The sequence below is a fragment of the Mycoplasmopsis synoviae ATCC 25204 genome (assembly GCF_000969765.1).
Lineage (GTDB): Bacteria > Bacillota_I > Bacilli_A > Mycoplasmatales > Metamycoplasmataceae > Mycoplasmopsis > Mycoplasmopsis synoviae.
On the sequence record NZ_CP011096.1, the window covers coordinates 270,112 to 292,986 of the forward strand.

Below are 22,875 nucleotides of genomic sequence, written 5' to 3' on the forward strand. Positions count from 1 at the left end.
ATATTAAATTTAAAAAATTTCAAAAATATAAACCATTTTTGCACATAAATTATATTTTTGCATCTATTTATATATATTTTTAAATCCTTTGAACAATAATCTTAAAAACTTAAACATTTTAGGGCATGTTTTTGGTTTTATTATTATGAACCTTGATTACTTTGAGTTTGAGCAGTTCCTTGTTGTTGAGTATCGCTAGAAGGCCTTGTAGGAGTTGTAGGTCTGAATTCTGTTAAAGGTTTAACAAATTTAGTTAATGGAATTCTAATTAGGAAAGTATTTAATCATTTGTTGTTACCTACACCGTTAACTGCAAAGTATACAGCGTTTGTGTCTTGGTTAACTTGTTGTAAGTAAACTGGTTCAGCATCATCAAGGTTTGCAACTCTTAACGCGTTATTATCTAATTTAGCTCAAGTAACTCCATTTTTTTGCTCACTTATTGGATTAGCTGGATATTTAACATCAAATTTATTTACATAATTCATTACCGCTTGGAATAATGAAGTTTGAGCGTTATCTCTTACTAATAATTCTTTGGATTTAGTGTTAAAGTCACCATTTACATTTGAGGTTCCGTTAATTGAAGTATTTTCTTGTCCGCCTACTGTTGGTAGATCAGCGTTTAACATAATTGCTGGTCCGGTGTAGTTTAAATACACATTAACTTTTGCTTTTACGTTAGCATCATCAACTGATGAATTACTTGGCGCTGCTGAAGGTGAAGCTCCTTGATATGGAAGTAAAAGAGCGTTTGGATCACTTGAGCTATATAAAACTCTTATTTTTAACTCTAAGGTAGTTGTTGTTCCTTCTCCACTTGCTAATTGGTAACCATCTTTAGCAGCTACTGTAAAGGTTACCTTAGGAAACTTAACGCTTCCACTAGTTAAAAGCCTTACGTCTTCAAAAATAATTTGTGGATTTGAAAGAACAACGTTTTTAAATCTTTCTGCTCCAAGCTTTTTAGTTAGTTGATCTGATAGTCCTGCTCAGTTTGATGCTTCTCTAAATCAATCTCTAATTTTTCTTTCGTTTTCTGAATTTTGTGCTCAACTTGAATCAAAATTATCTAGCACAATTTTAGGCATAAACCCGTCTCAGTATAGTGTACGACCGTCAACTGGTTTGTAGTATGCTGTTTTTTCTGTTGGGTTATCACCGTTAAGTGCATCAGTAGCTGCTTTTAAAGTGTCATTTAATGATTTTAGATAAGAAGCAGTTGATGCTAAATCAGCTGCTGGTGTTGGTGCTGCTGGTTGAGTTTCTGCTTCTTCTGACATTGCAACTCTAACTGCAGCTGAAGCGGCTGCAGCTGGTACAGGTTCTGTTGGTGTTGGTGCAGCTGCTTGAGTTGGAGCCATTACAAAGTTTTGTAGTTTGAATTCTGATTTATCTCTAGCTTTGGTTCAAGCTCTAGGGTTTGGAAGCGCATCTCCTTCTGGAGCAGGAACTACAATTGAACCCTCTGTTCATTGGAATGCAGGAAACACTGATGAAGCTTTTAGTAAAGCTGCATCGAATGCTTCTTTATTGTCAGCATCGTAGTATTTTTGTGGATAATCCACTTGCATTTTTAGACCATCTGATACTAAAGTTTGAAGAGATTCTAGTGATTCTTTTAATGATGTTAGGTTTTCTAACATTGTTGTAGCTTGAGCAGCTTGTTCTTTTGTTAATTCATTAACTTGTCTTTGTAATTCATCTTTTAAAGCTGTATTAACAAGAGATTCAAGTTCTGTAACTTTAGCTGCAGCGCTGGTTTTTGTTTTTTGGAAGTCAAGATCTGGTTTAACTGCTGCAACTGCTGCATCTAGAGCTGTTTTTGCAGATTCTAATGTAGCTTTTGTTGTGTCTAAATTACTTGAAGCATCTAGATTTTTAAGTTTTGATCCATCTTCTAGTAATGCTGTTGCTGCTGTGTATTTTTCTTCTAAAGTAGTTTTATGAGTAGTATCTGTTACTTTTGAGTATTCAGCATCTTTTTTAGCTTCTTTAGCTTTAGTAACCGATCCGCTTATAAACTGCAAAAAAAATTAAGTTAAAAATAAAACTAAATTTATTTTTTAAACTTAATTAAATGTCGGTGTAGTTTAAATAAACATTAACTTTTGCTTTTACGTTAGCATCATTAACTGTTGGATTTTCTGGCGCTGCTGAAGATGAAGCTCCTTGCATTTGTAAAACGTTTGCATTAGGTGATTGAGTTGTATATAAAACTCTTATAACCATTGTAAGACTTTGTGAAAATTCACTTCCGCTTTGCAATTCATAACCTTCTTTTTGGGCTACATCAAAGGTAACTTTAGGTCTATATTGGTTGCTATTTACTATGTTTCAATCTACTTGTGGATTGGTTAGTTTAACGTTTTTAAATTTCTCACTTCCTAGTTTTTTAACAAGTTGATCTTCTAGATTGCTTCAATTTGCTTTAGTATTAAATCATGTTTGAAGTTTTGATTTATTATCTTCTACATTTGCTTGCGATGCAGTAAAACTTTCAAGAGTAATTTTTGGCATAAACCCGTCTCAGTATATTTTGTTAATAATTAAACCTAAATTTGGTTTATATTTTTGAATTAATTTTTAATTGAGATATTTAAATTTTGCTGCAAATCATGTAGTTAATATTAATGCGTTTCTTTTATTTCAAAAATCATATCCACCTAATGTGTTTGCTTTATGTTCTTATTTTTTAAAACATTTTTTTATTTAAAAAATAAAATAGTTTTTAACTTAAATTAATTAAAACATTTTGGGGCATGTTTTTGGTTTTATTATTATTAAGTTGTACTTGGTGGTGTTTGTTCTGTAGATCCAGATGAATCTGAATTACTATATCCAGCTGGTTGTAATCTTGCTTCTTGAGTTTGACTTCCTCCAGTAGCTTCTTCTGCAGGAGGAGTTACTACTGGTGCTGTAAATACGCTTAAAGGTTTAACAAATTTTGTTAATGGAATTCTAATTAAGAAGGTATTTAATCAACCTTGGCTGGTTACACCGTTAACTGCAAAGTATACTGCGCTTGAGTCTCCATTAACTTGTTGTAAGAATCCTTTGTTATTGTATAGGAAATCGTTTAAACTTCCTATTCTAAGTTGTGTGCCGCTTTGAACGCTAGTTAAAGCAACTCCGTTTTTTTCTGTTACAAATGCAGCTCTAAATTTGGGGTCAAATTTGTTAACGTAGTTAATTATTGCTTGTAATAATGAAGTTTGAGTGAAACTCCCCCCTACTACGTTTACTAATAATTTTTTGAATTTATCGTTAAAGGTTCCTTTAACATTTGAAGTACCATTAATTGAAGTATTTTCTTTTTCGCCTACTGTAGGATGGGCTTCATCTAAAACAATAGAAGGCCCGGTGTAGTTTAAGTAAACGTTAACTTTTTCAATTGTGGTTGCATTATCACTAGGAGTTGCAGTATAATAAGCTCCTTGTGTTGAAAGCACATTTCTAGTTAAATTTGAATCTTTATATAAAACTTTTATTGTAAGAGTTACAGTATTTGCTGATTCTTCTGCTAGAGTATATCCATCTTTTGCTGCTAGATTGAAAGTAACTTTTGGGGTTAAATAACCTTTATTAGAACCTCTATTAGAAAATCTAACTTCATCTCAAGAAATTGTAGGATTTGATAAAGTCATATTCTTGAATTTTTCTTCACCTAATTTTCTTGTTAATTGGTCAGCTACTAAAGTAAATTTGTCTTGATTTGCTTTAAATCAAGCTTCTAGTTTTTTTTGATTTGCAGCTTCGTGTTCTGCTCTATTGTTTCCTTGATCATCTGCTACGTAACCATCTGCTTGGTAATCTTGCACTACTATTTTAGGCATAAACCCGTCTCAGTATAGTGTACGACCGGCATCTGCTTTATAGTAAGCTGTCTTATTAGCTGTAGTATCACCATTTAACTTATCGGTTTCATCTTTTAAGCTGTCACTTAATGATTTTAGATAAGATGCTGTTGATGCTAAATCAGCTGCTGGTGTTGGTGCTGGTGTTTGAGTTTCTGCTTCTGCTGCAGCTTCTTCTGACATTGCAACTCTAACTGTAGCTGATGCTGCGGCTGATGTTCCTCCTCCACTTCCATCTCCGCTTCCACTTTCTGTTGGAGCTGTTGTAGCAGCTGCTTGAGCTGGAGCCATTACAAAGTTTTGTAGTTTGAATTCTGATTTGTCTCTAGCTTTGGTTCAAGCTCTAGGGTTTGGAAGCGCGTCTCCTTCTGGAGCAGGAACTACAATTGAATCTGTAGTTCATTGGAATGCAGGAAACACTGATGAAGCTTTTAATAATGCATCGTCAAATGCGCTTTTGTTATCTGCGTCATAGTAGTTTCTTGGGTAGTCCACTTGCATTTTTAGACCATCTGATACTAAAGTTTGAAGAGATTCTAGTGATTCTTTTAACGATGTTAGGTTAGCTAACATTGTTGTAGCTTCAGTTGCATGATCTTTAGTTAAAGCATCAACTTGTCTTTGTAATTCATCTTTTAAAGCTGGGTTTACAAGAGATTCAAGTTCTGTAACTTTAGCTGTAGCGCTAGTTTTTGTTTTTTGGAAGTCAAGATCTGGTTTAACTGCTGCTACTGATGCATCTAGAGCTGTTTTTGTAGATTCTAATGAAGCTTGAGTAGTTGCTAAAGTTCCATCAGCATTTAGATTTGCAAGTTTTGTTCCATCTTCTAGCAATGCTGTTGCTGCTGTGTATTTTTCTTCTAAAGTAGTTTTAAGAGTTGCGTCAACACTATTGTATTGTGTATCTTCTTTAACTGCTTTAGCAGCAGTAACCGATCCGCTTATAAACCACAAAAAAATTAAGTTAAAAATAAAAGCAAGTTTGTTTTTTAAATTTAATTAACACCCGGTGTAGTTTAAATAAACATTAACTTTTGCTTTTACGTTAGCATCATCAACTGATGAATTACTTGGCGCTGCTGAAGATGAAGCTCCTTGAATAGTAAGTAGGTTTTGAGTAGAAGCCTGATTTTCATAAAGAACTCTAATAGTTAGAGAGATTTGTTTAGGATTTGTTGCAGGCTCTGTTAACTGGTAACCCGGTTTTGCTTGAATGTTAAAGGTAACTTTTGGTTTTTTTCAAGTATTTGAATTAACAGTTATTTCTTCATAGCTAACTTGAGGATTTGTTAGAGTTACATTTTTAAATTTATTAGCACCTAGTTTTTTGGTTAACTGTTCTGAAAGTTTTTCTCAATTAGCAGGAGTATCAAATCATTGTTGCAATAATCTTGTATTTTCAGTTTCGTGTTGTGCTTTATTAGCCCCTGCACCATCTGCTACGTAACCATCTACAACTATTTTAGGCATAAACCCGTCTTAGTATTAAGAAAACATTTTGGAGCATGTTTTTTGTTTTATTATTATTTAATTTTAGAATTATGAACCTGTTCCAGTTGGAGCTGAATCTTGTTCTCCTGAAGTCTCTTCAGTAGGAGCCGCTTCGCTTTGAGCTTGGAATTCTGTTAAAGGTCTTACAAATTTAGTTAATGGAATTCTTACAAGTACGGTGTTTAATCAATTATTGCTTGCTATTGCAGTAACTGGTAAATACACTGCTTTAGTGTCTCCTTGGATTTGCTGTAAGAATACGTTGTTCCTATTTTTTACTAAATCGTCTAAAGTTCCTATTCTAAGTTGTGTGTCGCTTTCAACTTTAGTTATAGTAACTCCGTTTGTTCCATTTGTTACAAATGCAGCTCTAAATTTAGGGTCAAATTTGTTAACGTAGTTAATTATTGCTTGGAATAATGAACTTTGAGCGTTACCGTTGCTAAATACGCTTACTAATAATTTTTTGAATTTAGTGTTAAAGTCTTTATCTGTAACGTTTGATGTTCCATTAATTGAAGTATTAGCTGCAGTACCTACTGCAGGAACTGCTTGATCTAACTCAATATTTGGCCCGGTGTAGTTTAAATACACATTAACATTTTTTATAACCGCATCATCATTTGGTGTCTTTGTATTTTTTGGCGCTGCTGAAGATGAAGCTCCCTGAGTTGCAAATAAGTTTGTATTCGGAGCTGCTGCTTTATATAGATTTCTAATAGTTAGTGTAACTGTTTCTAAAGAACCTGTTGCTTTTTCATAGCCTTCTTTAGGAGTTAAGTTAAAAGTTACTTTTGAAGTTAGAATAGTTCCTTCGGGTATTGTTAGTTCATCTCAAGTAATTCTAGGATTAGATAAAACCATATTCTTGAATTTATCTTTTCCTAATTTTCTTGTTAATTGGTCAGCTACTAAAGTAAATTTGTCTTGATTTGCTGCAAATCAAACATCTAGTATTTCACCGTTTCTTTGTTTTCAAAATGTAACGGCTGTCGTTCTTGGATTTGCATCATATTCTTGATTAGCAGGTTTAGTTGTTAATAAGCTAACTACAATTTTCGGCATAAACCCGTCTTAGTATAGTGTACGAGTAGTATCAGCTTTATAGTAAGCTGTCTTATTAGTTGTAGTATCACCATTTAGTGCTGCAGTTTGCGCTTTAAGATCTGTATCTAAGGTTTTTAGATAAGAAACTGTTGATGCTAAATCAGCTGTTGGAGTTGATGCTTCAGGAGTTAGTGAAGGTGATGATTCTCCTGAGTTTGTACTTGTTTCTTCTGTTGCAAGTTTAACTGTAGCTGATCCTGATTCAGATGCAGTTGAATCACTTTGAGTTGCAGGAGCTGCTTGAGCTGGAGCTATTACGAAGTTTTGTAGTTTGAATTCTGATTTTTCTCTAGCTTTGGTTCAAGCTCTAGGGTTTGGAAGCGCGTCTCCTTCTGGAGCAGGAACTACAATTGAATCTGTAGTTCATTTGAATGCTGGAAACACTGATGAAGCTTTTAATAATGCATCGTCAAATGCACTTTTGTTATCTGCGTCATAGTAGTTTCTTGGGTAGTCCACTTGCATTGCAAGACCTTTAGAAACTAAATCTTGAAGAGATTCTAATGATTCTTTTAATGATGTTAGGTTTTCTAACATTGTTGTAGCTTGATCAGCTTGTTCTTTTGTTAATTCATTAACTTGTCTTTGTAGTTCAGCTTTTAAAGCTGGGTTTACAAGAGATTCAAGTTCTGTAACTTTAGCTGCAGCGCTAGTTTTTGTTTTAACAAAAGTAAGCTCTGGCATAAGTGCGCTAACTGCTGCATCTAGAGCTGTTTTTGCAGATTCTAGATCACTTTGAGTAGTTGCTAAAGTTCCATCAGCATTTAGATTTTTAAGTTTTGAATCTTCTGTTAGAAAAGCAGCTGCTGCTGTGTATTTTTCTTCTAAATCAGTTCTAAGATCTTGGCTTACATTTGTGTATTGTTCTTCAGCTTGAAGTGTTTTAACAGCAGTAACCGATCCGCTTATAAACCACAAAAAAATTAACTTAAAAATAAAAGCAAGTTTGTTTTTTAAACTTAATTAAATGTCGGTGTAGTTTAAGTAAACATTAACTGTTCTTTTAGTTGTTTTGTCATTGGCATTTTTTGCGTTATTAGGAGTAGCTGAAGATGAAGCTCCTTGTCTAGGAAGTTGAATTACGTTTTCACTTCCACGGTTATATAAGACTCTAACTACAAGACTTATCTCTGTAGCAGAAGCATTATCGCCTGTAGTTAAAGTGTAGCCTTCTTTTGCTGCAACTGTAAATGTTACAGTTGGAGTTTTAATATTATTCTCACCACTAAAGCTAGCTTCTTTGAAAGTAAGCTTTACGTTTTTAAATGTTTCTGCTCCAAGCTTTTTAGTTAGTTGATCTGATAGTCCTGCTCAGTTTGCTGCGTCTCTAAATCAAACTCTAATTTTATCTTGGTTGGCTGTATTTTGTCCTCAGGTTTTATCAAAATTATCTAGCACTATTTTCGGTATAAACCCGTCTCAGTATAGCAGCAACATTTTGGGGCATGTTTTTTGTTTTATTATTATTAAGTTTGTGGTGATGATTGTGAAGCTGAATCTCCTTGAGCTTCTTGTGTTTCAGTAGCTTCTCCGCCTGATTGTCCATCTTCTTGATTTTCTGCGTTTTGCTCTGTGTTATCAGCTTGGCTAGAATTTTCTCCAGATTCTTCTTGAGAGTCCTCAGTAGTAGGAATCATTACTGCTGATGCTGTAAATGGTGTAATAGGTCTTACAAATTTAGTTAATGGAATTCTAATTAAGAAAGTATTTAATCAACCTTCGCTGGTTACACCGTTAACTGCAAAATATACTGCGCTTGAGTCTCCATTAACTTGTTGTAAGAATCCTTTGTTATTGTATAGGAAATCGTTTAAACTTCCTATTCTAAGTTGTGTGCCGCTTTGAACGCTAGTTAAAGCAACTCCGTTTTTTTCTGTTACAAATGCAGCTCTATATTTTGGATCGAATTTATTAACGTAGTTAATTATTGCTTGTAATAATGAAGTTTTAGTGAAACTCCCCCCTACTACGTTTACTAATAATTTTTTGAATTTAGTGTTAAAGTCACCTGTTACATTTGAGGTTCCGTTAATTGAAGTATTATTCTGATTTCCTACTTGTGGCAGCTCTGCATCTAACTCAATATTTGGCCCGGTGTAGTTTAAATAAACATTAACTTTTGCTTTTACGTTAGTATCATCAACTGATGAACCACTTGGCGCTGCTGAAAATGAAACACCTTGATATCTAAGTGCGTTTTCTGTCTGATTTTCACTTGTATATAACACTCTAATTGATAAAGTAATTTGTTTTGTTTCACCTGTTGGTTTGGTAAGGTTATATCCATCCTTAGCAGCAACAGTAAATGTTACTTTAGGAATTCTTACATCTCTACCTGTTGAAACATCATCGTAGCTAATAACAGGATTTGTTAGAGTAACATTTTTAAATTTATCAGCACCTAGTTTTTTGGTTAACTGTTCTGAAAGTTTTTCTCAATTGCTTGAGGTGTTAAATCATTCTTGTAGTTTTTGTTGATTTGTAGTTTTGTCAGCTTCTTTACTACCTTCATTAGTATCTGCTACGTAACCATCTGCTTGGTAATCTTGCACTACTATTTTAGGCATAAACCCGTCTCAGTATAGTGTACGACCGTCAACTGGTTTGTAGTATGCTGTTTTTTCTGTTGGGTTATCACCGTTAAGTGCATCAGTAGCTGCTTTTAAAGTGTCATTTAATGATTTTAGATAAGATGCTGTTGATGCTAAATCAGCCATTGGAGCTGGTGCAGGAGTTGTTTGTGCTTCTCTTGATGCTGCGCCAGCTGCTGAAGCTGCTTCACCATTTGCAACTCTAACTGTAGCTGATGTTGCCGCGCTAGGTGAAGTTTGCGTTGTTGTTGGAGTAGCTGCTTGAGTTGGAGCCATTACAAAGTTTTGTAGTTTGAATTCTGATTTATCTCTAGCTTTGGTTCAAGCTCTAGGGTTTGGAAGCGCATCTCCTTCTGGAGTAGGAACCATAATTGATTGAGCTGTTCATTGGAATGCAGGAAACACTGATGAAGCTTTAAGTAGCGCTGCATCGAAATCTGCTTTGTTATCTGCATCATAGTAGTTTCTTGGGTAGTCCACTTGCATTACAAGACCTTTAGAAACTAGATCTTGAAGTGATGTTAGAGAATCTTTTAATGATGTTAGGTTTTCTAACATTGTTGTAGCTTGAGCAGCTTGTTCTTTTGTTAATTCATTAACTTGTCTTTGTAGTTCAGCTTTTAAAGCTGTATTAACAAGAGATTCAAGTTCTGTAACTTTAGCTGCAGCGCTGGTTTTTGTTTTTTGGAAGTCAAGATCTGGTTTAACTGCTGCAACTGCTGCATCTAGAGCTGTTTTTGCAGATTCTAATGTAGCTTTTGTTGTGTCTAAATTACTTGAAGCATCTAGATTTGCAAGTTTTGAATCTTCTGTTAGAAAATCAGTTGCTGCTGTTAATTTTGCATATAAATCAGTTCTAAGATCTTGGCTTACATTTGTGTATTGTTCTTCAGCTTGAAGTGTTTTAGCAGCAGTAACCAATCCGCTTGTAAACTGCAAAAAAATTAAGTTAAAAATAAAACTAAATTTATTTTTTAAACTTAATTAAATGTCGGTGTAGTTTAAATAAACATTAACTTTTGCTTTTACGTTAGCTTCATCAACTGATGAATTACTTGGCGCTGCAGTAGGAGAAGCTCCTTGAATAGTAAGTAGGTTTTGGTTAGATTCCTGAGATGAATAAAGAACTCTAATAGTTAGAGAGATTTGTTTAGGATCTGTTGTAGGCTGTGTTAATTCATAACCAGGTTTTGCCTCTACTGTGAAGGTAACTTTCGGATTTTTTCAAGTATTTGAATTAACAGTTATTTCTTCATAGCTAACTTGAGGATTTGTTAGAGTTACATTTTTAAATTTATCAGCACCTAGTTTTTTGGTTAACTGTTCTGAAAGTTTTTCTCAATTAGCAGGAGCCTTAAATCAGTTTTGTAGTTTTGTTTTATTTGCTTCTTTGATTTCTTCTTTATTATCTTCAGTAGTATTTGCTACGTAATCATCTACAACTATTTTAGGCATAAACCCGTCTCAGTATAGTGTACGACCGTTAACTGGTTTGTAGTATGCTGTTTTTTCTGTTGGGTTATCACCGTTAAGTGCATCAGTAGCTGCTTTTAAAGTATCGTTTAATGATTTTAGATAAGATGCTGTTGATGCTAAATCAGCTGATGGAGCTGCTAGTTGAGTTTCTGGTGAAGCAGCTTCAGCATTTGCAACTCTAACTGTAGCTGAAGTTGATTCAGGTGCACCTGAATCACTTGATTCTTCAGTAGCTGCTTGAGCTGGTTAATTTTTAAGTTTTTTTAGCTAAATATTAAATTTGAAAAATTTCAAAAATATAAACCATTTTTGCACATAAATTATATTTTTTCTATCTATTTGAATATATTTTTAAAACCTTTGAACAATAATCTTAAAAACTTAAACATTTTGGGGCATGTTTTTGGTTTTATTATTATTAACTTTGTTGTGAAGCTTCTGGAGTTTGATCTTGAGCGCTTTGTTCTTCAAGTACGCTTATAGGTCTTACAAATTTAGTTAAAGGAATTCTTACAAGTACGGTGTTTAATCAATTATTGCTTGCTATTGCAGTTACTGCAAAATACACTGCTTCAGTATCATTTTTCATTTGTTGTAAAAACACGTTGTTATTGTATAGTAAATCTTCTAAATTTCCTGGTCTAAGTTCTCTATCTTTTTTTTGTCTATCTTTTTGAACTTTAGTTAAAGCAACTCCGTTTGTTGCATTTGTTACAAATGCAGCTGGAAATTTAGGGTCAAATTTGTTAACGTAGTTAATTACAGACTGCATTAAAGGATTTACTAGTCTTTTAGTAAATAGCAGTCCTCTAAATGCGGTGTTAAATGCACCTGTAACATTTGAAGTACCATTAATTAAAGTATTAGCTGCAGTACCTACTGCAGGAACTGCTTGATCTAAAACAATAGCAGGTCCTGTATAGTTTAGGTAAACATTAACATCTTTAATGGTTTTAGCATGGTCAGCTGTATTTGCACCACTTGGCGCTGCTGAAAATGAAACACCTTGATATCTAAGTGCGTTTTCTGTTGAGGATGCACTTGTGTATAAAACTCTAATTGATAATGAGATTTGTTTAGCGTCACCTTCTGGTGCTATAAGGTTGTATCCATTCTTAGCAGTAACGGTGAATGTAACTTTAGGGATTTTAACATCACTACCTGTTGAGATGGTTTCATAGGTAACTTTTGGAGATGAAAGAATTACATTTTTAAATTTATCAGCACCTAGTTTTTTGGTTAACTGTTCTGAAAGTTTTTCTCAATTAGCAGGAGTATCAAATCATTGTTGTAGTAATGGTCTATTTTCATTTTCGTTAGTATCTTTACTACTTCCAGTAGTATCTGCTTCATAACCTGGCACTACAATTCTTGGCATAAACCCGTCTCAGTATAGTGTACGATCAACGTCAGCTTTATAGTAAGCAGTTTTGGTTGTAGGGTTATCACCGTTAAGTGCATCAGTAGCTGCTTTTAAAGTATCGTTTAATGATTTTAAGTAAGAAACTGTTGATGCTAAATCAGCTGTTGGAGTTGATGCTTCAGGAGTTAGTGAAGGTGATGATTCTCCTGAGTTTGTACTTGTTTCTTCTGTTGCAACTCTAACTGTAGCTGAAGCGGCTGCAGCTGCAGTTGAATCACTTTGAGTTGCAGGAGCTGCTTGAGCTGGAGCCATTACGAAGTTTTGTAATACAAATTCTGATTTGTCTCTAGCTTTGGTTCAAGCTCTAGGGTTTGGTAAAGCGCCTCCTTCTGGAGTAGGAACTACAATTGAATCTGTAGTTCATTTGAATGCAGGAAACACTGATGAAGCTTTTAGTAAAGCTGCATCGAAATCTGCTTTGTTATCTGCGTCATAGTATTTTTGTGGGTAGTCCACTTGCATTACAAGACCTTTAGAAACTAGATCTTGAAGTGATGTTAGAGAATCTTTTAATGATGTTAGGTTTTCTAACATTGTTGTAGCTTGAGCAGCTTGTTCTTTTGTTAATTCATTAACTTGTCTTTCTAGTTCAGCTTTTAAAGCTGTATTAACAAGAGGTTCTAATTCTGAAGCTGTTTTAACAGCGCTAGCTTTAGTTTTAACAAAAGTAAGCTCTGGCATAAGTGCGCTAACTGCTGCATCTAGAGCTGTTTTTGCAGATTCTAGATCACTTTGAGTAGTTGCTAAAGTTCCATCAGCATTTAGATTTTTAAGTTTTGAATCTTCTGTTAAAAAAGCAGCTGCTGCTGTGTATTTTTCTTCTAAAGTAGTTTTATGAGTAGTATCTGTTACTTTTGAGTATTCAGCATCTTCTTTAACTGCTTTAGCAGCAGTAACCGATCCGCTTGTAAACCACAAAAAAATTAACTTAAAAATAAAACTAAATTTATTTTTTAAACTTAATTAAATGTCGGTGTAGTTTAAATAAACATTAACTTTTGCTTTTACGTTAGCATCATTAACTGATGAATTACTTGGCGCTGCTGAAGGTGATGACCCTTGAGTTTGAAACACATTTACTTCAGGATTTGAATCTTTGCATAAAACTCTTATTGTAAGAGTTACAGTATTTGCTGAATCTTGTGCTAAAGCATATCCTTCCTTAGTTGCTAGATTGAAAGTAGCTTTTGGGGTTAAATAATGTGTACCAGAAAATTCAACTTCATCTCAAGTAATAGTAGGAGTTGATAAAACCATATTCTTGAATTTTTCTTCACCTAACTTTTTTGTCAGCTGCTCTGCTAGTTTTTTTCAATTAGCAGGATCGTTAAATCAGTTTTGTAGTTTTTCTTGATTTGTAGTTTTGTCAGCTTCTTTTTTAACTTCATCAGTATTTGTTACGTAACCATCTACAACTATTTTGTAATCATTTACAACTATTTTAGGCATAAACCCGTCTCAGTATAGCGCTAACATTTTGGGGCATGTTTTTGGTTTTATTATTGGCTTGAATTTGGCATGGTTTGTGGTGATGATGCTTGAGGTGTTCCTGATCCTGCTGTTTCATCAGTTTGACCTGCTTGAGTTCCGTCTTGGTTACCTTGTTGCATTTCTTCGCCATCTTCTTGAGTTTCTTCTTGCTGTGGTGCTTCTAATACGCTTATAGGTCTTACAAATTTAGTTAATGGAATTCTTACAAGTACGGTGTTAAGTCATCTATCGTTTGTAATTGCAGAAACTGCAAAATACACTGCTTCAGTATCACCTTTTATTTGTTGCAAGAATACGATGTCCTTATTGCTTAGTAAATCGTCTAAAGTTCCTGGTCTAAGTTCTTCTCTTTTTTGTTTTTTATTTTTTTCAACTTTAGTTATAGTAACTCCGTTTTTTGAATTTGTTACAAATTCAGCTTTAAATTTAGGGTCAAATTTATTAACATAGTTAATTACAGACTTCAATAAAGGATTTGGATATCTATTGGTAAATAGCAGTCCACTAGTTGGATTTCCTCTAAATGCATTGTTAAATGCACCTGTAACATTTGATGTTCCATTAATTGAAGTATTTTCTTGTCCGCCTACTGTTGGCAGATCTGCATCTAAGACAATATTTGGCCCAGTATAGTTAAGATATACATTAACAGTTCTTAAAACATTTGCATCGCTAACTGTTGTAGTGTCATTAGGCACTGCTAAAGATGAAGCTCCTTGCATTTGTAAAACGTTTGCATTAGGTGATTGAGTTGTATATAAAACTCTTATAACCATTGTAAGACTTTGTGAAAATTCACTTCCGCTTTGCAATTCATAACCTTCTTTTTGGGTTACATCAAAGGTAACTTTAGGTCTATATTGGTTGCTATTTACTATGTCTCAATCTACTTGTGGATTGGTTAGTTTAACGTTTTTAAATTTCTTACTTCCTAGTTTTTTAACAAGTTGATCTTCTAGATTGCTTCAATTTGCTTTAGTATTAAATCATTTTTGAAGTTTTGATTTATTATCTTCTACATTTGTTTGCGATGCAGTAAAACTTTCAAGAGTAATTTTTGGCATAAACCCGTCTCAGTATAGGGATAACATTTTGGGGCATGTTTTTGGTTTTATTATTATTAAGTTGTACTTGGTGGTGTTTGTTCTGTAGATCCAGATGAATCTGAATTACTATATCCAGCTGGTTGTAATCTTGCTTCTTGAGTTTGACTTCCTCCAGTAGCTTCTTCTGCAGGAGGAGTTACTACTGGTGCTGTAAATACGCTTAAAGGTTTAACAAATTTTGTTAATGGAATTCTAATTAAGAAGGTATTTAATCAACCTTGGCTGGTTACACCGTTAACTGCAAAGTATACTGCGCTTGAGTCTCCATTAACTTGTTGTAAGAATCCTTTGTTATTGTATAGGAAATCGTTTAAACTTCTTATTTTAAGTTGTGTGCCGCTTTGAACGCTAGTTAAAGCAACTCCGTTTTTTTCTGTTACAAATTGAGCTCTAAATTTAGGGTCGAATTTGTTAACGTAGTTAATTATTGCTTGTAATAATGAAGTTTGAGTGAAACTCCCCCCTACTACGTTTACTAATAAGTTTTTGAATTTAGTGTTAAAGTCACCATCTACATTTGAAGTTCCGTTAATTGAAGTATTAGGTCTAGCTCCTACTGTAGGAAGGGCTTCATCTAAAACTATAGAAGGCCCGGTGTAGTTTAAGTAAACATTAACTTTTTCAATTGTGGTTGCATTATCACTAGGAGTTGCAGTATAATAAGCTCCTTGTGTTGAAAGCACATTTCTAGTTAGATTTGAATCTTTATATAAAACTCTTATTGTAAGAGTTACAGTAGCTGCTGATTCTTCTGCTAGAGTATATCCATCTTTTGCTGCTAGATTGAAAGTAGCTTTTGGGGTTAAATAACCTTTATTAGAACCTCTATTAGAAAATCTAACTTCATCTCAAGAAATTGTAGGATTTGATAAAGTCATATTCTTGAATTTTTCTTCACCTAATTTTCTTGTTAATTGGTCAGCTACTAAAGTAAATTTGTCTTGATTTGCTTTAAATCAAGCTTCTAGTTTTTTTTGATTTGCAGCTTCGTGTTCTGCTCTATTGTTTCCGTTACCATCTGCTACGTCGTAACCATCTGCTTGGTAATCTTGCACTACTATTTTAGGCATAAACCCGTCTCAGTATAGTGTACGAGTAGTATCAGCTTTATAGTAAGCTGTTTTATTAGCTGTAGTATCACCATTTAACTTATCGGTTTCATCTTTTAAGCTGTCACTTAATGATTTTAGATAAGATGCTGTTGATGCTAAATCAGCCATTGGAGCTGTTTGAGCTTCTGATGATTCTGAATCTTCTGCTGCTTCTTCTGTTCCTGTTGCAAGTCTAACTGTAGCTGAAGCGGCTGCAGTTGCAGCTGAATCACTTTGAGTTGCAGGAGCTGCTTGAGCTGGTTAGTTTTTAAGTTTTTTTAGCTAAATATTAAATTTAAAAAATTTCAAAAATATAAACCATTTTTGCACATAAATTATATTTTTGCATCTATTTATATATATTTTTAAATCCTTTGAACAATAATCTTAAAAACTTAAACATTTTAGGGCATGTTTTTGGTTTTATTATTATGAACCTTGATTACTTTGAGTTTGAGCAGTTCCTTGTTGTTGAGTATCGCTAGAAGGCCTTGTAGGAGTTGTAGGTCTGAATTCTGTTAAAGGTTTAACAAATTTAGTTAATGGAATTCTAATTAGGAAAGTATTTAATCATTTGTTGTTACCTACACCGTTAACTGCAAAGTATACAGCGTTTGTGTCTTGGTTAACTTGTTGTAAGTAAACTGGTTCAGCATCATCAAGGTTTGCAACTCTTAACGCGTTATTATCTAATTTAGCTCAAGTAACTCCATTTTTTTGCTCACTTATTGGATTAGCTGGATATTTAACATCAAATTTATTTACATAATTCATTACCGCTTGGAATAATGAAGTTTGAGCGTTATCTCTTACTAATAATTCTTTGGATTTAGTGTTAAAGTCACCATTTACATTTGAGGTTCCGTTAATTGAAGTATTTTCTTGTCCGCCTACTGTTGGTAGATCAGCGTTTAACATAATTGCTGGTCCGGTGTAGTTTAAATACACATTAACATTTGCTTTTACGTTAGCATCATCAACTGATGAATTACTTGGCGCTGCTGAAGGTGAAGCTCCTTGATATGGAAGTAAAAGAGCGTTTGGATCACTTGAGCTATATAAAACTCTTATTTTTAACTCTAAGGTAGTTGTTGTTCCTTCTCCACTTGCTAATTGGTAACCATCTTTAGCAGCTACTGTAAAGGTTACCTTAGGAAACTTAACGCTTCCACTAGTTAAAAGCCTTACGTCTTCAAAAATAATTTGTGGATTTGAAAGAACAACGTTTTTAAATCTTTCTGCTCCAAGCTTTTTAGTTAGTTGATCTGATAGTCCTGCTCAGTTTGATGCTTCTCTAAATCAATCTCTAATTTTTCTTTCGTTTTCTGAATTTTGTGCTCAACTTGAATCAAAATTATCTAGCACAATTTTAGGCATAAACCCGTCTCAGTATAGTGTACGACCGTCAACTGGTTTGTAGTATGCTGTTTTTTCTGTTGGGTTATCACCGTTAAGTGCATCAGTAGCAGCTTTTAAAGTGTCATTTAATGATTTTAGATAAGAAGCAGTTGATGCTAAATCAGCTGCTGGTGTTGGTGCTGCTGGTTGAGTTTCTGCTTCTTCTGACATTGCAACTCTAACTGCAGCTGAAGCGGCTGCAGCTGGTACAGGTTCTGTTGGTGTTGGTGCAGCTGCTTGAGTTGGAGCCATTACAAAGTTTTGTAGTTTGAATTCTGATTTATCTCTAGCTTTGGTTCAAGCTCTAGGGTTTGGAAGCGCATCTCCTTCTGGAGCAGGAACTACAATTGAATCCTCTGTTCATTGGAATGCAGGAAACACTGATGAAGCTTTTAGTAAAGCTGCATCGAATGCTTCTTTATTGTCAGCATCGTAGTATTTTTGTGGATAATCCACTTGCATTTTTAGACCATCTGATACTAAAGTTTGAAGAGATTCTAGTGATTCTTTTAATGATGTTAGGTTTTCTAACATTGTTGTAGCTTGAGCAGCTTGTTCTTTTGTTAATTCATTAACTTGTCTTTGTAATTCATCTTTTAAAGCTGTATTAACAAGAGATTCAAGTTCTGTAACTTTAGCTGCAGCGCTGGTTTTTGTTTTTTGGAAGTCAAGATCTGGTTTAACTGCTGCAACTGCTGCATCTAGAGCTGTTTTTGCAGATTCTAATGTAGCTTTTGTTGTGTCTAAATTACTTGAAGCATCTAGATTTTTAAGTTTTGATCCATCTTCTAGTAATGCTGTTGCTGCTGTGTATTTTTCTTCTAAAGTAGTTTTATGAGTAGTATCTGTTACTTTTGAGTATTCAGCATCTTTTTTAGCTTCTTTAGCTTTAGTAACCGATCCGCTTATAAACTGCAAAAAAAATTAAGTTAAAAATAAAACTAAATTTATTTTTTAAACTTAATTAAATGTCGGTGTAGTTTAAATAAACATTAACTTTTGCTTTTACGTTAGCATCATTAACTGTTGGATTTTCTGGCGCTGCTGAAGATGAAGCTCCTTGCATTTGTAAAACGTTTGCATTAGGTGATTGAGTTGTATATAAAACTCTTATAACCATTGTAAGACTTTGTGAAAATTCACTTCCGCTTTGCAATTCATAACCTTCTTTTTGGGCTACATCAAAGGTAACTTTAGGTCTATATTGGTTGCTATTTACTATGTTTCAATCTACTTGTGGATTGGTTAGTTTAACGTTTTTAAATTTCTCACTTCCTAGTTTTTTAACAAGTTGATCTTCTAGATTGCTTCAATTTGCTTTAGTATTAAATCATGTTTGAAGTTTTGATTTATTATCTTCTACATTTGCTTGCGATGCAGTAAAACTTTCAAGAGTAATTTTTGGCATAAACCCGTCTCAGTATATTTTGTTAATAATTAAACCTAAATTTGGTTTATATTTTTGAATTAATTTTTAATTGAGATATTTAAATTTTGCTGCAAATCATGTAGTTAATATTAATGCGTTTCTTTTATTTCAAAAATCATATCCACCTAATGTGTTTGCTTTATGTTCTTATTTTTTAAAACATTTTTTTATTTAAAAAATAAAATAGTTTTTAACTTAAATTAATTAAAACATTTTGGGGCATGTTTTTGGTTTTATTATTATTAAGTTGTACTTGGTGGTGTTTGTTCTGTAGATCCAGATGAATCTGAATTACTATATCCAGCTGGTTGTAATCTTGCTTCTTGAGTTTGACTTCCTCCAGTAGCTTCTTCTGCAGGAGGAGTTACTACTGGTGCTGTAAATACGCTTAAAGGTTTAACAAATTTAGTTAAAGGAATTCTAATTAAGAAAGTATTTAATCATCCATTGCTTGCTATTGCAGTTACTGCAAAATACACTGCTTTTGTATCATTTTTCATTTGTTGTAAGAATACGTTGTTCCTATTTTTTAGTAAATCGTCTAAAGTTCCAGGTCTTAGCTCTTTTATTTTTTCAACTTTAGTTACAGTAACTCCGTTTATATCTGTTACAAGTTGAGCTCTAAATTTAGGGTCAAATTTATTAACATAGTTAATTATTGCTTGGAATAATGAAGATTCAGCCTTATATCTTATTAATAATTTATTGAATTTATTATTAAAGTCATCTGTTACATTTGAAGTTCCATTTAGTGAAGTATTTTCTTGTTCGCCTACTCTTGGTAGATCTGCATCTAATTCAATATTTGACCCGGTGTAGTTTAAGTAAACATTAACTTTTTCAATTGTGGTTGCATCATTTGCCTGTGATGCATTATTAGGAGTTGTTGAAGATGAAGCTCCCTGAGTTGCAAATACATTTGTATCTGAATTAGCTTCTTTGTATAGATTTCTAATAGTTAATGTAACTGTTTCAGAAGAATCACTTGCTTTTTTATAGTCTTCTTTAGGAGTTAAGTTAAAAGTTACTTTTGGGGTTAAATAACCTTTATTAGAAACTTTATTAGAAAATTTAACTTCATCTCAAGAAATTTCAGGATTTGATAAAGTCATATTCTTGAATTTTTCTTCACCTAATTTTTTTGTTAGCTGCTCTGCTACAAGGCTTAATTTATCTTGGTTAACTTTAAATCACTGTTCTAGTAATGGTCTATTTGCAGCTTCGTGTTGTGCTCTATTGTTTTCGGCATTATTTGCTACGTCGTAACCATCTGCTACGTAATCATCTATAACTATTTTAGGCATAAACCCGTCTCAGTATATTAGTAACATTTTGGGGCATGTTTTTGGTTTTATTATTATGAACCTTGATTACTTTGAGTTTGAGCAGTTCCTTGTTGTTGAGTATCGCTAGAAGGGCTTGTAGGAGTTGTAGGTCTGAATTCTGTTAAAGGTTTAACAAATTTAGTTAAAGGAATTCTAATTAGGAAGGTATTTAATCATCTATTGCTTGCTACAGCTGTTACTGCAAAATATACTGCTTCAGTATCTCCTTGGATTTGCTGTAAGAATACGTTGTTCTTATTTAAATCGTCTAAAGTTCCAGGTCTAAGTTGTGTGTCACTTTGAACTTTAGTTATAGTAACTCCGTCTCTTGAATTTGTTACAAATGCAGCTCTATATTTTGGATCGAATTTATTAACGTAGTTAATTATTGCTTGGAATAATGAAGATTCAGCGTGATCCCCCCCTTACTACGTTTACTAATAATTTTTTGAATTTAGTGTTAAAGTCACCTATAACATTTGAAGTACCATTAATTGAAGTATTTTCTTTTCCACCTACTGTTGGTAGATCTGCATCTAAGACAATATTTGGCCCGGTGTAGTTTAAATACACATTAACATTTTTAATAGCTGAAGCAGGATTATCTGCGTTTGCATCACTAGGAGTTGCAGTATGATAAGCTCCTTGTGTAGGAAGCTGGATTGTGCTTTCATCATCACGGTTATATAAAGCTCTAACCACAAGACTTATCTCTTTAGCTGAAGCGTCTTGTTCTTCAGCTAAAGCATATCCATTTTTTGCTGCTAGATTGAAAGTAACTTTTGGGGTTAAATAAAGTTTATTAGAAAATTTAACTTCATCTCAAGAAATTTCAGGATTTGATAAAGTCATATTCTTGAATTTTTCTTCACCTAATTTTTTTGTCAGCTGCTCTGCTAGTTTTTCTCAATTAGCAGGATCGTTAAATCAGTTTTGTAGTTTTTCTTGATTTGTAGTTTTGTCAGCTTCTTTTTTAACTTCATCAGTATTTGCTACGTAACCATCTACAACTATTTTGTAATCATTTACAACTATTTTAGGCATAAACCCGTCTCAGTATAAATTAAGCATTTTGCTGTTCGTTATTAGAATAGGTTTTATTCTTATAAATATGGTTGTGTTTTAGTTTGTTGAATACAAACTATAAAATAGCTTTAACAAATTTATTTAATGGAATTCTAATTAGGAAAGTATTTAATCATTTATCATCGATTGTTCCACCGATTGCTAGATACACCGCCTCTGTATCATCTTTCATTTGTTGTAAGAAGATATCTGCAGGTTGTTTTAGCTCTCTTTGACTAAGAGCTGATCTATTTGTTCACATTCATGAAACTCAAGCTCTATAACCATTATCTGTTCTAGTGCTTAAGTATTTTGGATCAAAAGTTTGAACGTATTTTGTAATAGCGTGCATAAGCTCTGCAGGATCATTAACGCCAGTTGTTTTGTTTAATAAAGCTTTTAATTTTCTTGAATATCTTCATTTCTAATTGGAGAAGTACCATTTATTGTTGTATTATCAAGTAGTTCCTACTGCTGGTATATCAGCATTTAGAACAATCGCTGGTCCTGTATAGTTTAGGTAAACTTTAACATCTTTAATGGTTTGAGCATGGTTAGCTATGCTTGCTCCGCCAGGAGATCCTGAATATGAAACACCTTGATATCTAAGTACGTTTTGTGTTGAGGATGCACTTGTGTATAAAACTCTAATTGATAATGAGATTTGTTTAGTGTCACCTTCTGGTGCTATAAGGTTGTATCCATCCTTAGTAGTAACGGTGAATGTAACTTTAGGGATTTTAACTTCACTACCTGTTGGATGGTTTCATAGGTAACTTTTGGAGATGAAAGAGTTACATTTTTAAATTTATCAGCACCTAGTTTTTTGGTTAACTGCTCTGAAAGTTTTTCTCAATTAGCAGGAGTATCAAATCATTGTTGTAGTAATGGTCTATTTTCATTTTCGTTAGTATCTTTACTACTTCCAGTAGTATCTGCTTCATAACCTGGCACTACAATTTTAGGCATAAACCCGTCTCAGTATAGCGCTAACATTTTGGGGCATGTTTTTGGTTTTATTATTGGCTTGAATTTGGCATGGTTTGTGGTGTTGATGTTTGAGTTTGACTTCCTTCAGTAGCTTCTTCTGCAGGAGGAGTTACTACTGGTGCTGTAAATACGCTTATAGGTCTAACAAATTTAGTTAAAGGTATTCTAATTAAGAAGGTATTTAACCAACCTTGGCTGGTTACACCGTTAACTGCAAAATATACTGCGCTTGAGTCTCCATTAACTTGTTGTAAAAACACTTTGTTATCGTATAGTAAATCGTTTAAATTTCCTATTCTAAGTTCTTTTTTTGCTTTGAACACTAGTTATAGCAACTCCGTTTTTTTCTGTTACAAGTTGAGCTCTAAATTTAGGGTCAAATTTATTAACATAGTTAATTATTGCTTGGAATAATGAAGATTCAGCGTGACCCCCCTCCTTAATACGCTTACTAATAATTTTTTGAATTTAGTGTTAAATTCACCTGTTACATTTAATGTTCCATTTAGTGAAGTATTTTCTTGAGTTCCTACTTTAGGAAGCTCTGCATTTAACTCAATATTTGGCCCGGTGTAGTTTAAATAAACATTAACTTTTGCTTTTACGTTAGCATCATCAACTGATGAATTACTTGGCGCTGCTGAAGATGAAGCTCCTTGTGTTGGCATTTGAATTGTGCTTTCATTATCACGGTTATATAAGACTCTAACAACAAGGCTAATTTCTGTAGCAGATGCATTTTCTCCGCTATCAACTAAAGTGTAGCCATCTTTTGCTGCAACTGTAAATGTTACAGTTGGAGTTTTAACAGCATTATTACTAAAGGTAACTTCTTTATAAGTTAACTTTACGTTTTTAAATCTTTCTGCTCCAAGTTTTTTAGTTAGTTGATCTGATAGTCCTGCTCAGTTTGATGCGTCACCAAATCAAGCTTTAATTTTATTTTGGTTGTCTGAATTTTTTGTTCAACTTGAATCAAAACCTTCAAGCACAATTTTCGGCATAAATCCATCTCAGTATAGCGCTAACATTTTG

Annotated in this window: 16 protein-coding genes and 3 pseudogenes; all 19 read right to left on the reverse strand. The window is 33.5% G+C overall.

The window, feature by feature from the left end; translation table 4 throughout:
- Positions 1–143: 143 nt before the first annotated feature.
- The gene (locus tag VY93_RS01270) at positions 144–2,030 is read right to left on the reverse strand and encodes a hypothetical protein (RefSeq protein WP_046128322.1); all 1,887 of its coding nucleotides are present in this window, start codon (positions 2,028–2,030) and stop codon (positions 144–146) included.
- 46 nt (positions 2,031–2,076) lie between these two features.
- On the reverse strand, positions 2,077–2,520 hold the full coding sequence (locus tag VY93_RS01275) for a hypothetical protein (protein WP_046128323.1): 444 nt from the start codon (positions 2,518–2,520) through the stop codon (positions 2,077–2,079).
- 263 nt (positions 2,521–2,783) lie between these two features.
- Positions 2,784–4,811 (reverse strand): hypothetical protein, encoded by a 2,028-nt coding sequence (locus VY93_RS01280; protein WP_046128324.1) that lies wholly within the window; start codon positions 4,809–4,811, stop codon positions 2,784–2,786.
- Positions 4,812–4,856: 45 nt separating this feature from the next.
- A complete protein-coding gene (locus VY93_RS01285) occupies positions 4,857–5,327 on the reverse strand; it encodes a hypothetical protein (RefSeq protein ID WP_046128325.1) in 471 nt (156 codons plus the stop codon).
- A 69-nt stretch (positions 5,328–5,396) separates the two neighbouring features.
- Positions 5,397–7,418, reverse strand: a pseudogene (locus VY93_RS04595) (hypothetical protein).
- The gene (locus VY93_RS01295) at positions 7,419–7,892 is read right to left on the reverse strand and encodes a hemagglutinin (protein ID WP_082071159.1); all 474 of its coding nucleotides are present in this window, start codon (positions 7,890–7,892) and stop codon (positions 7,419–7,421) included.
- Positions 7,893–7,921: 29 nt separating this feature from the next.
- Entirely contained in the window at positions 7,922–9,985 is a 2,064-nt protein-coding gene (locus tag VY93_RS04265) for a hypothetical protein (protein ID WP_046128327.1), read from the reverse strand.
- 45 nt (positions 9,986–10,030) lie between these two features.
- Positions 10,031–10,501 carry a hypothetical protein gene (locus VY93_RS01305; RefSeq protein ID WP_046128328.1) on the reverse strand — a complete coding sequence of 157 codons (471 nt, stop codon included), beginning with the start codon at positions 10,499–10,501 and terminating at the stop codon, positions 10,031–10,033.
- Positions 10,502–10,940: 439 nt separating this feature from the next.
- Positions 10,941–12,863: a hypothetical protein gene (locus VY93_RS04120; protein WP_046128329.1), complete on the reverse strand. Its 1,923-nt coding sequence runs from the start codon at positions 12,861–12,863 to the stop codon at positions 10,941–10,943.
- Between the two features lie 45 nt (positions 12,864–12,908).
- A complete protein-coding gene (locus VY93_RS01315) occupies positions 12,909–13,421 on the reverse strand; it encodes a hemagglutinin (RefSeq protein ID WP_223211477.1) in 513 nt (170 codons plus the stop codon).
- A 23-nt stretch (positions 13,422–13,444) separates the two neighbouring features.
- The gene (locus VY93_RS04305; protein WP_082071161.1) at positions 13,445–14,527 is read right to left on the reverse strand and encodes a hemagglutinin; all 1,083 of its coding nucleotides are present in this window, start codon (positions 14,525–14,527) and stop codon (positions 13,445–13,447) included.
- A gap of 29 nt (positions 14,528–14,556) precedes the next feature.
- Positions 14,557–15,762: a hypothetical protein gene (locus VY93_RS01325; RefSeq protein ID WP_052717802.1), complete on the reverse strand. Its 1,206-nt coding sequence runs from the start codon at positions 15,760–15,762 to the stop codon at positions 14,557–14,559.
- A 300-nt stretch (positions 15,763–16,062) separates the two neighbouring features.
- Positions 16,063–17,949 carry a hypothetical protein gene (locus VY93_RS01330; protein ID WP_046128331.1) on the reverse strand — a complete coding sequence of 629 codons (1,887 nt, stop codon included), beginning with the start codon at positions 17,947–17,949 and terminating at the stop codon, positions 16,063–16,065.
- A 46-nt stretch (positions 17,950–17,995) separates the two neighbouring features.
- Entirely contained in the window at positions 17,996–18,439 is a 444-nt protein-coding gene (locus tag VY93_RS01335) for a hypothetical protein (protein ID WP_046128323.1), read from the reverse strand.
- 263 nt (positions 18,440–18,702) lie between these two features.
- On the reverse strand, positions 18,703–19,791 hold the full coding sequence (locus tag VY93_RS01340; RefSeq protein WP_082071164.1) for a hemagglutinin: 1,089 nt from the start codon (positions 19,789–19,791) through the stop codon (positions 18,703–18,705).
- Between the two features lie 26 nt (positions 19,792–19,817).
- Positions 19,818–20,829, reverse strand: a pseudogene (locus VY93_RS01345) (hemagglutinin).
- A 97-nt stretch (positions 20,830–20,926) separates the two neighbouring features.
- Positions 20,927–21,202 (reverse strand): hypothetical protein, encoded by a 276-nt coding sequence (locus tag VY93_RS01350; RefSeq protein ID WP_046128333.1) that lies wholly within the window; start codon positions 21,200–21,202, stop codon positions 20,927–20,929.
- 335 nt (positions 21,203–21,537) lie between these two features.
- A complete protein-coding gene (locus VY93_RS04355) occupies positions 21,538–21,846 on the reverse strand; it encodes a hypothetical protein (RefSeq protein WP_223211471.1) in 309 nt (102 codons plus the stop codon).
- A 23-nt stretch (positions 21,847–21,869) separates the two neighbouring features.
- Positions 21,870–22,862: pseudogene (locus VY93_RS04600) on the reverse strand (hypothetical protein); the annotation flags it as partial.
- Positions 22,863–22,875: the final 13 nt, after the last annotated feature.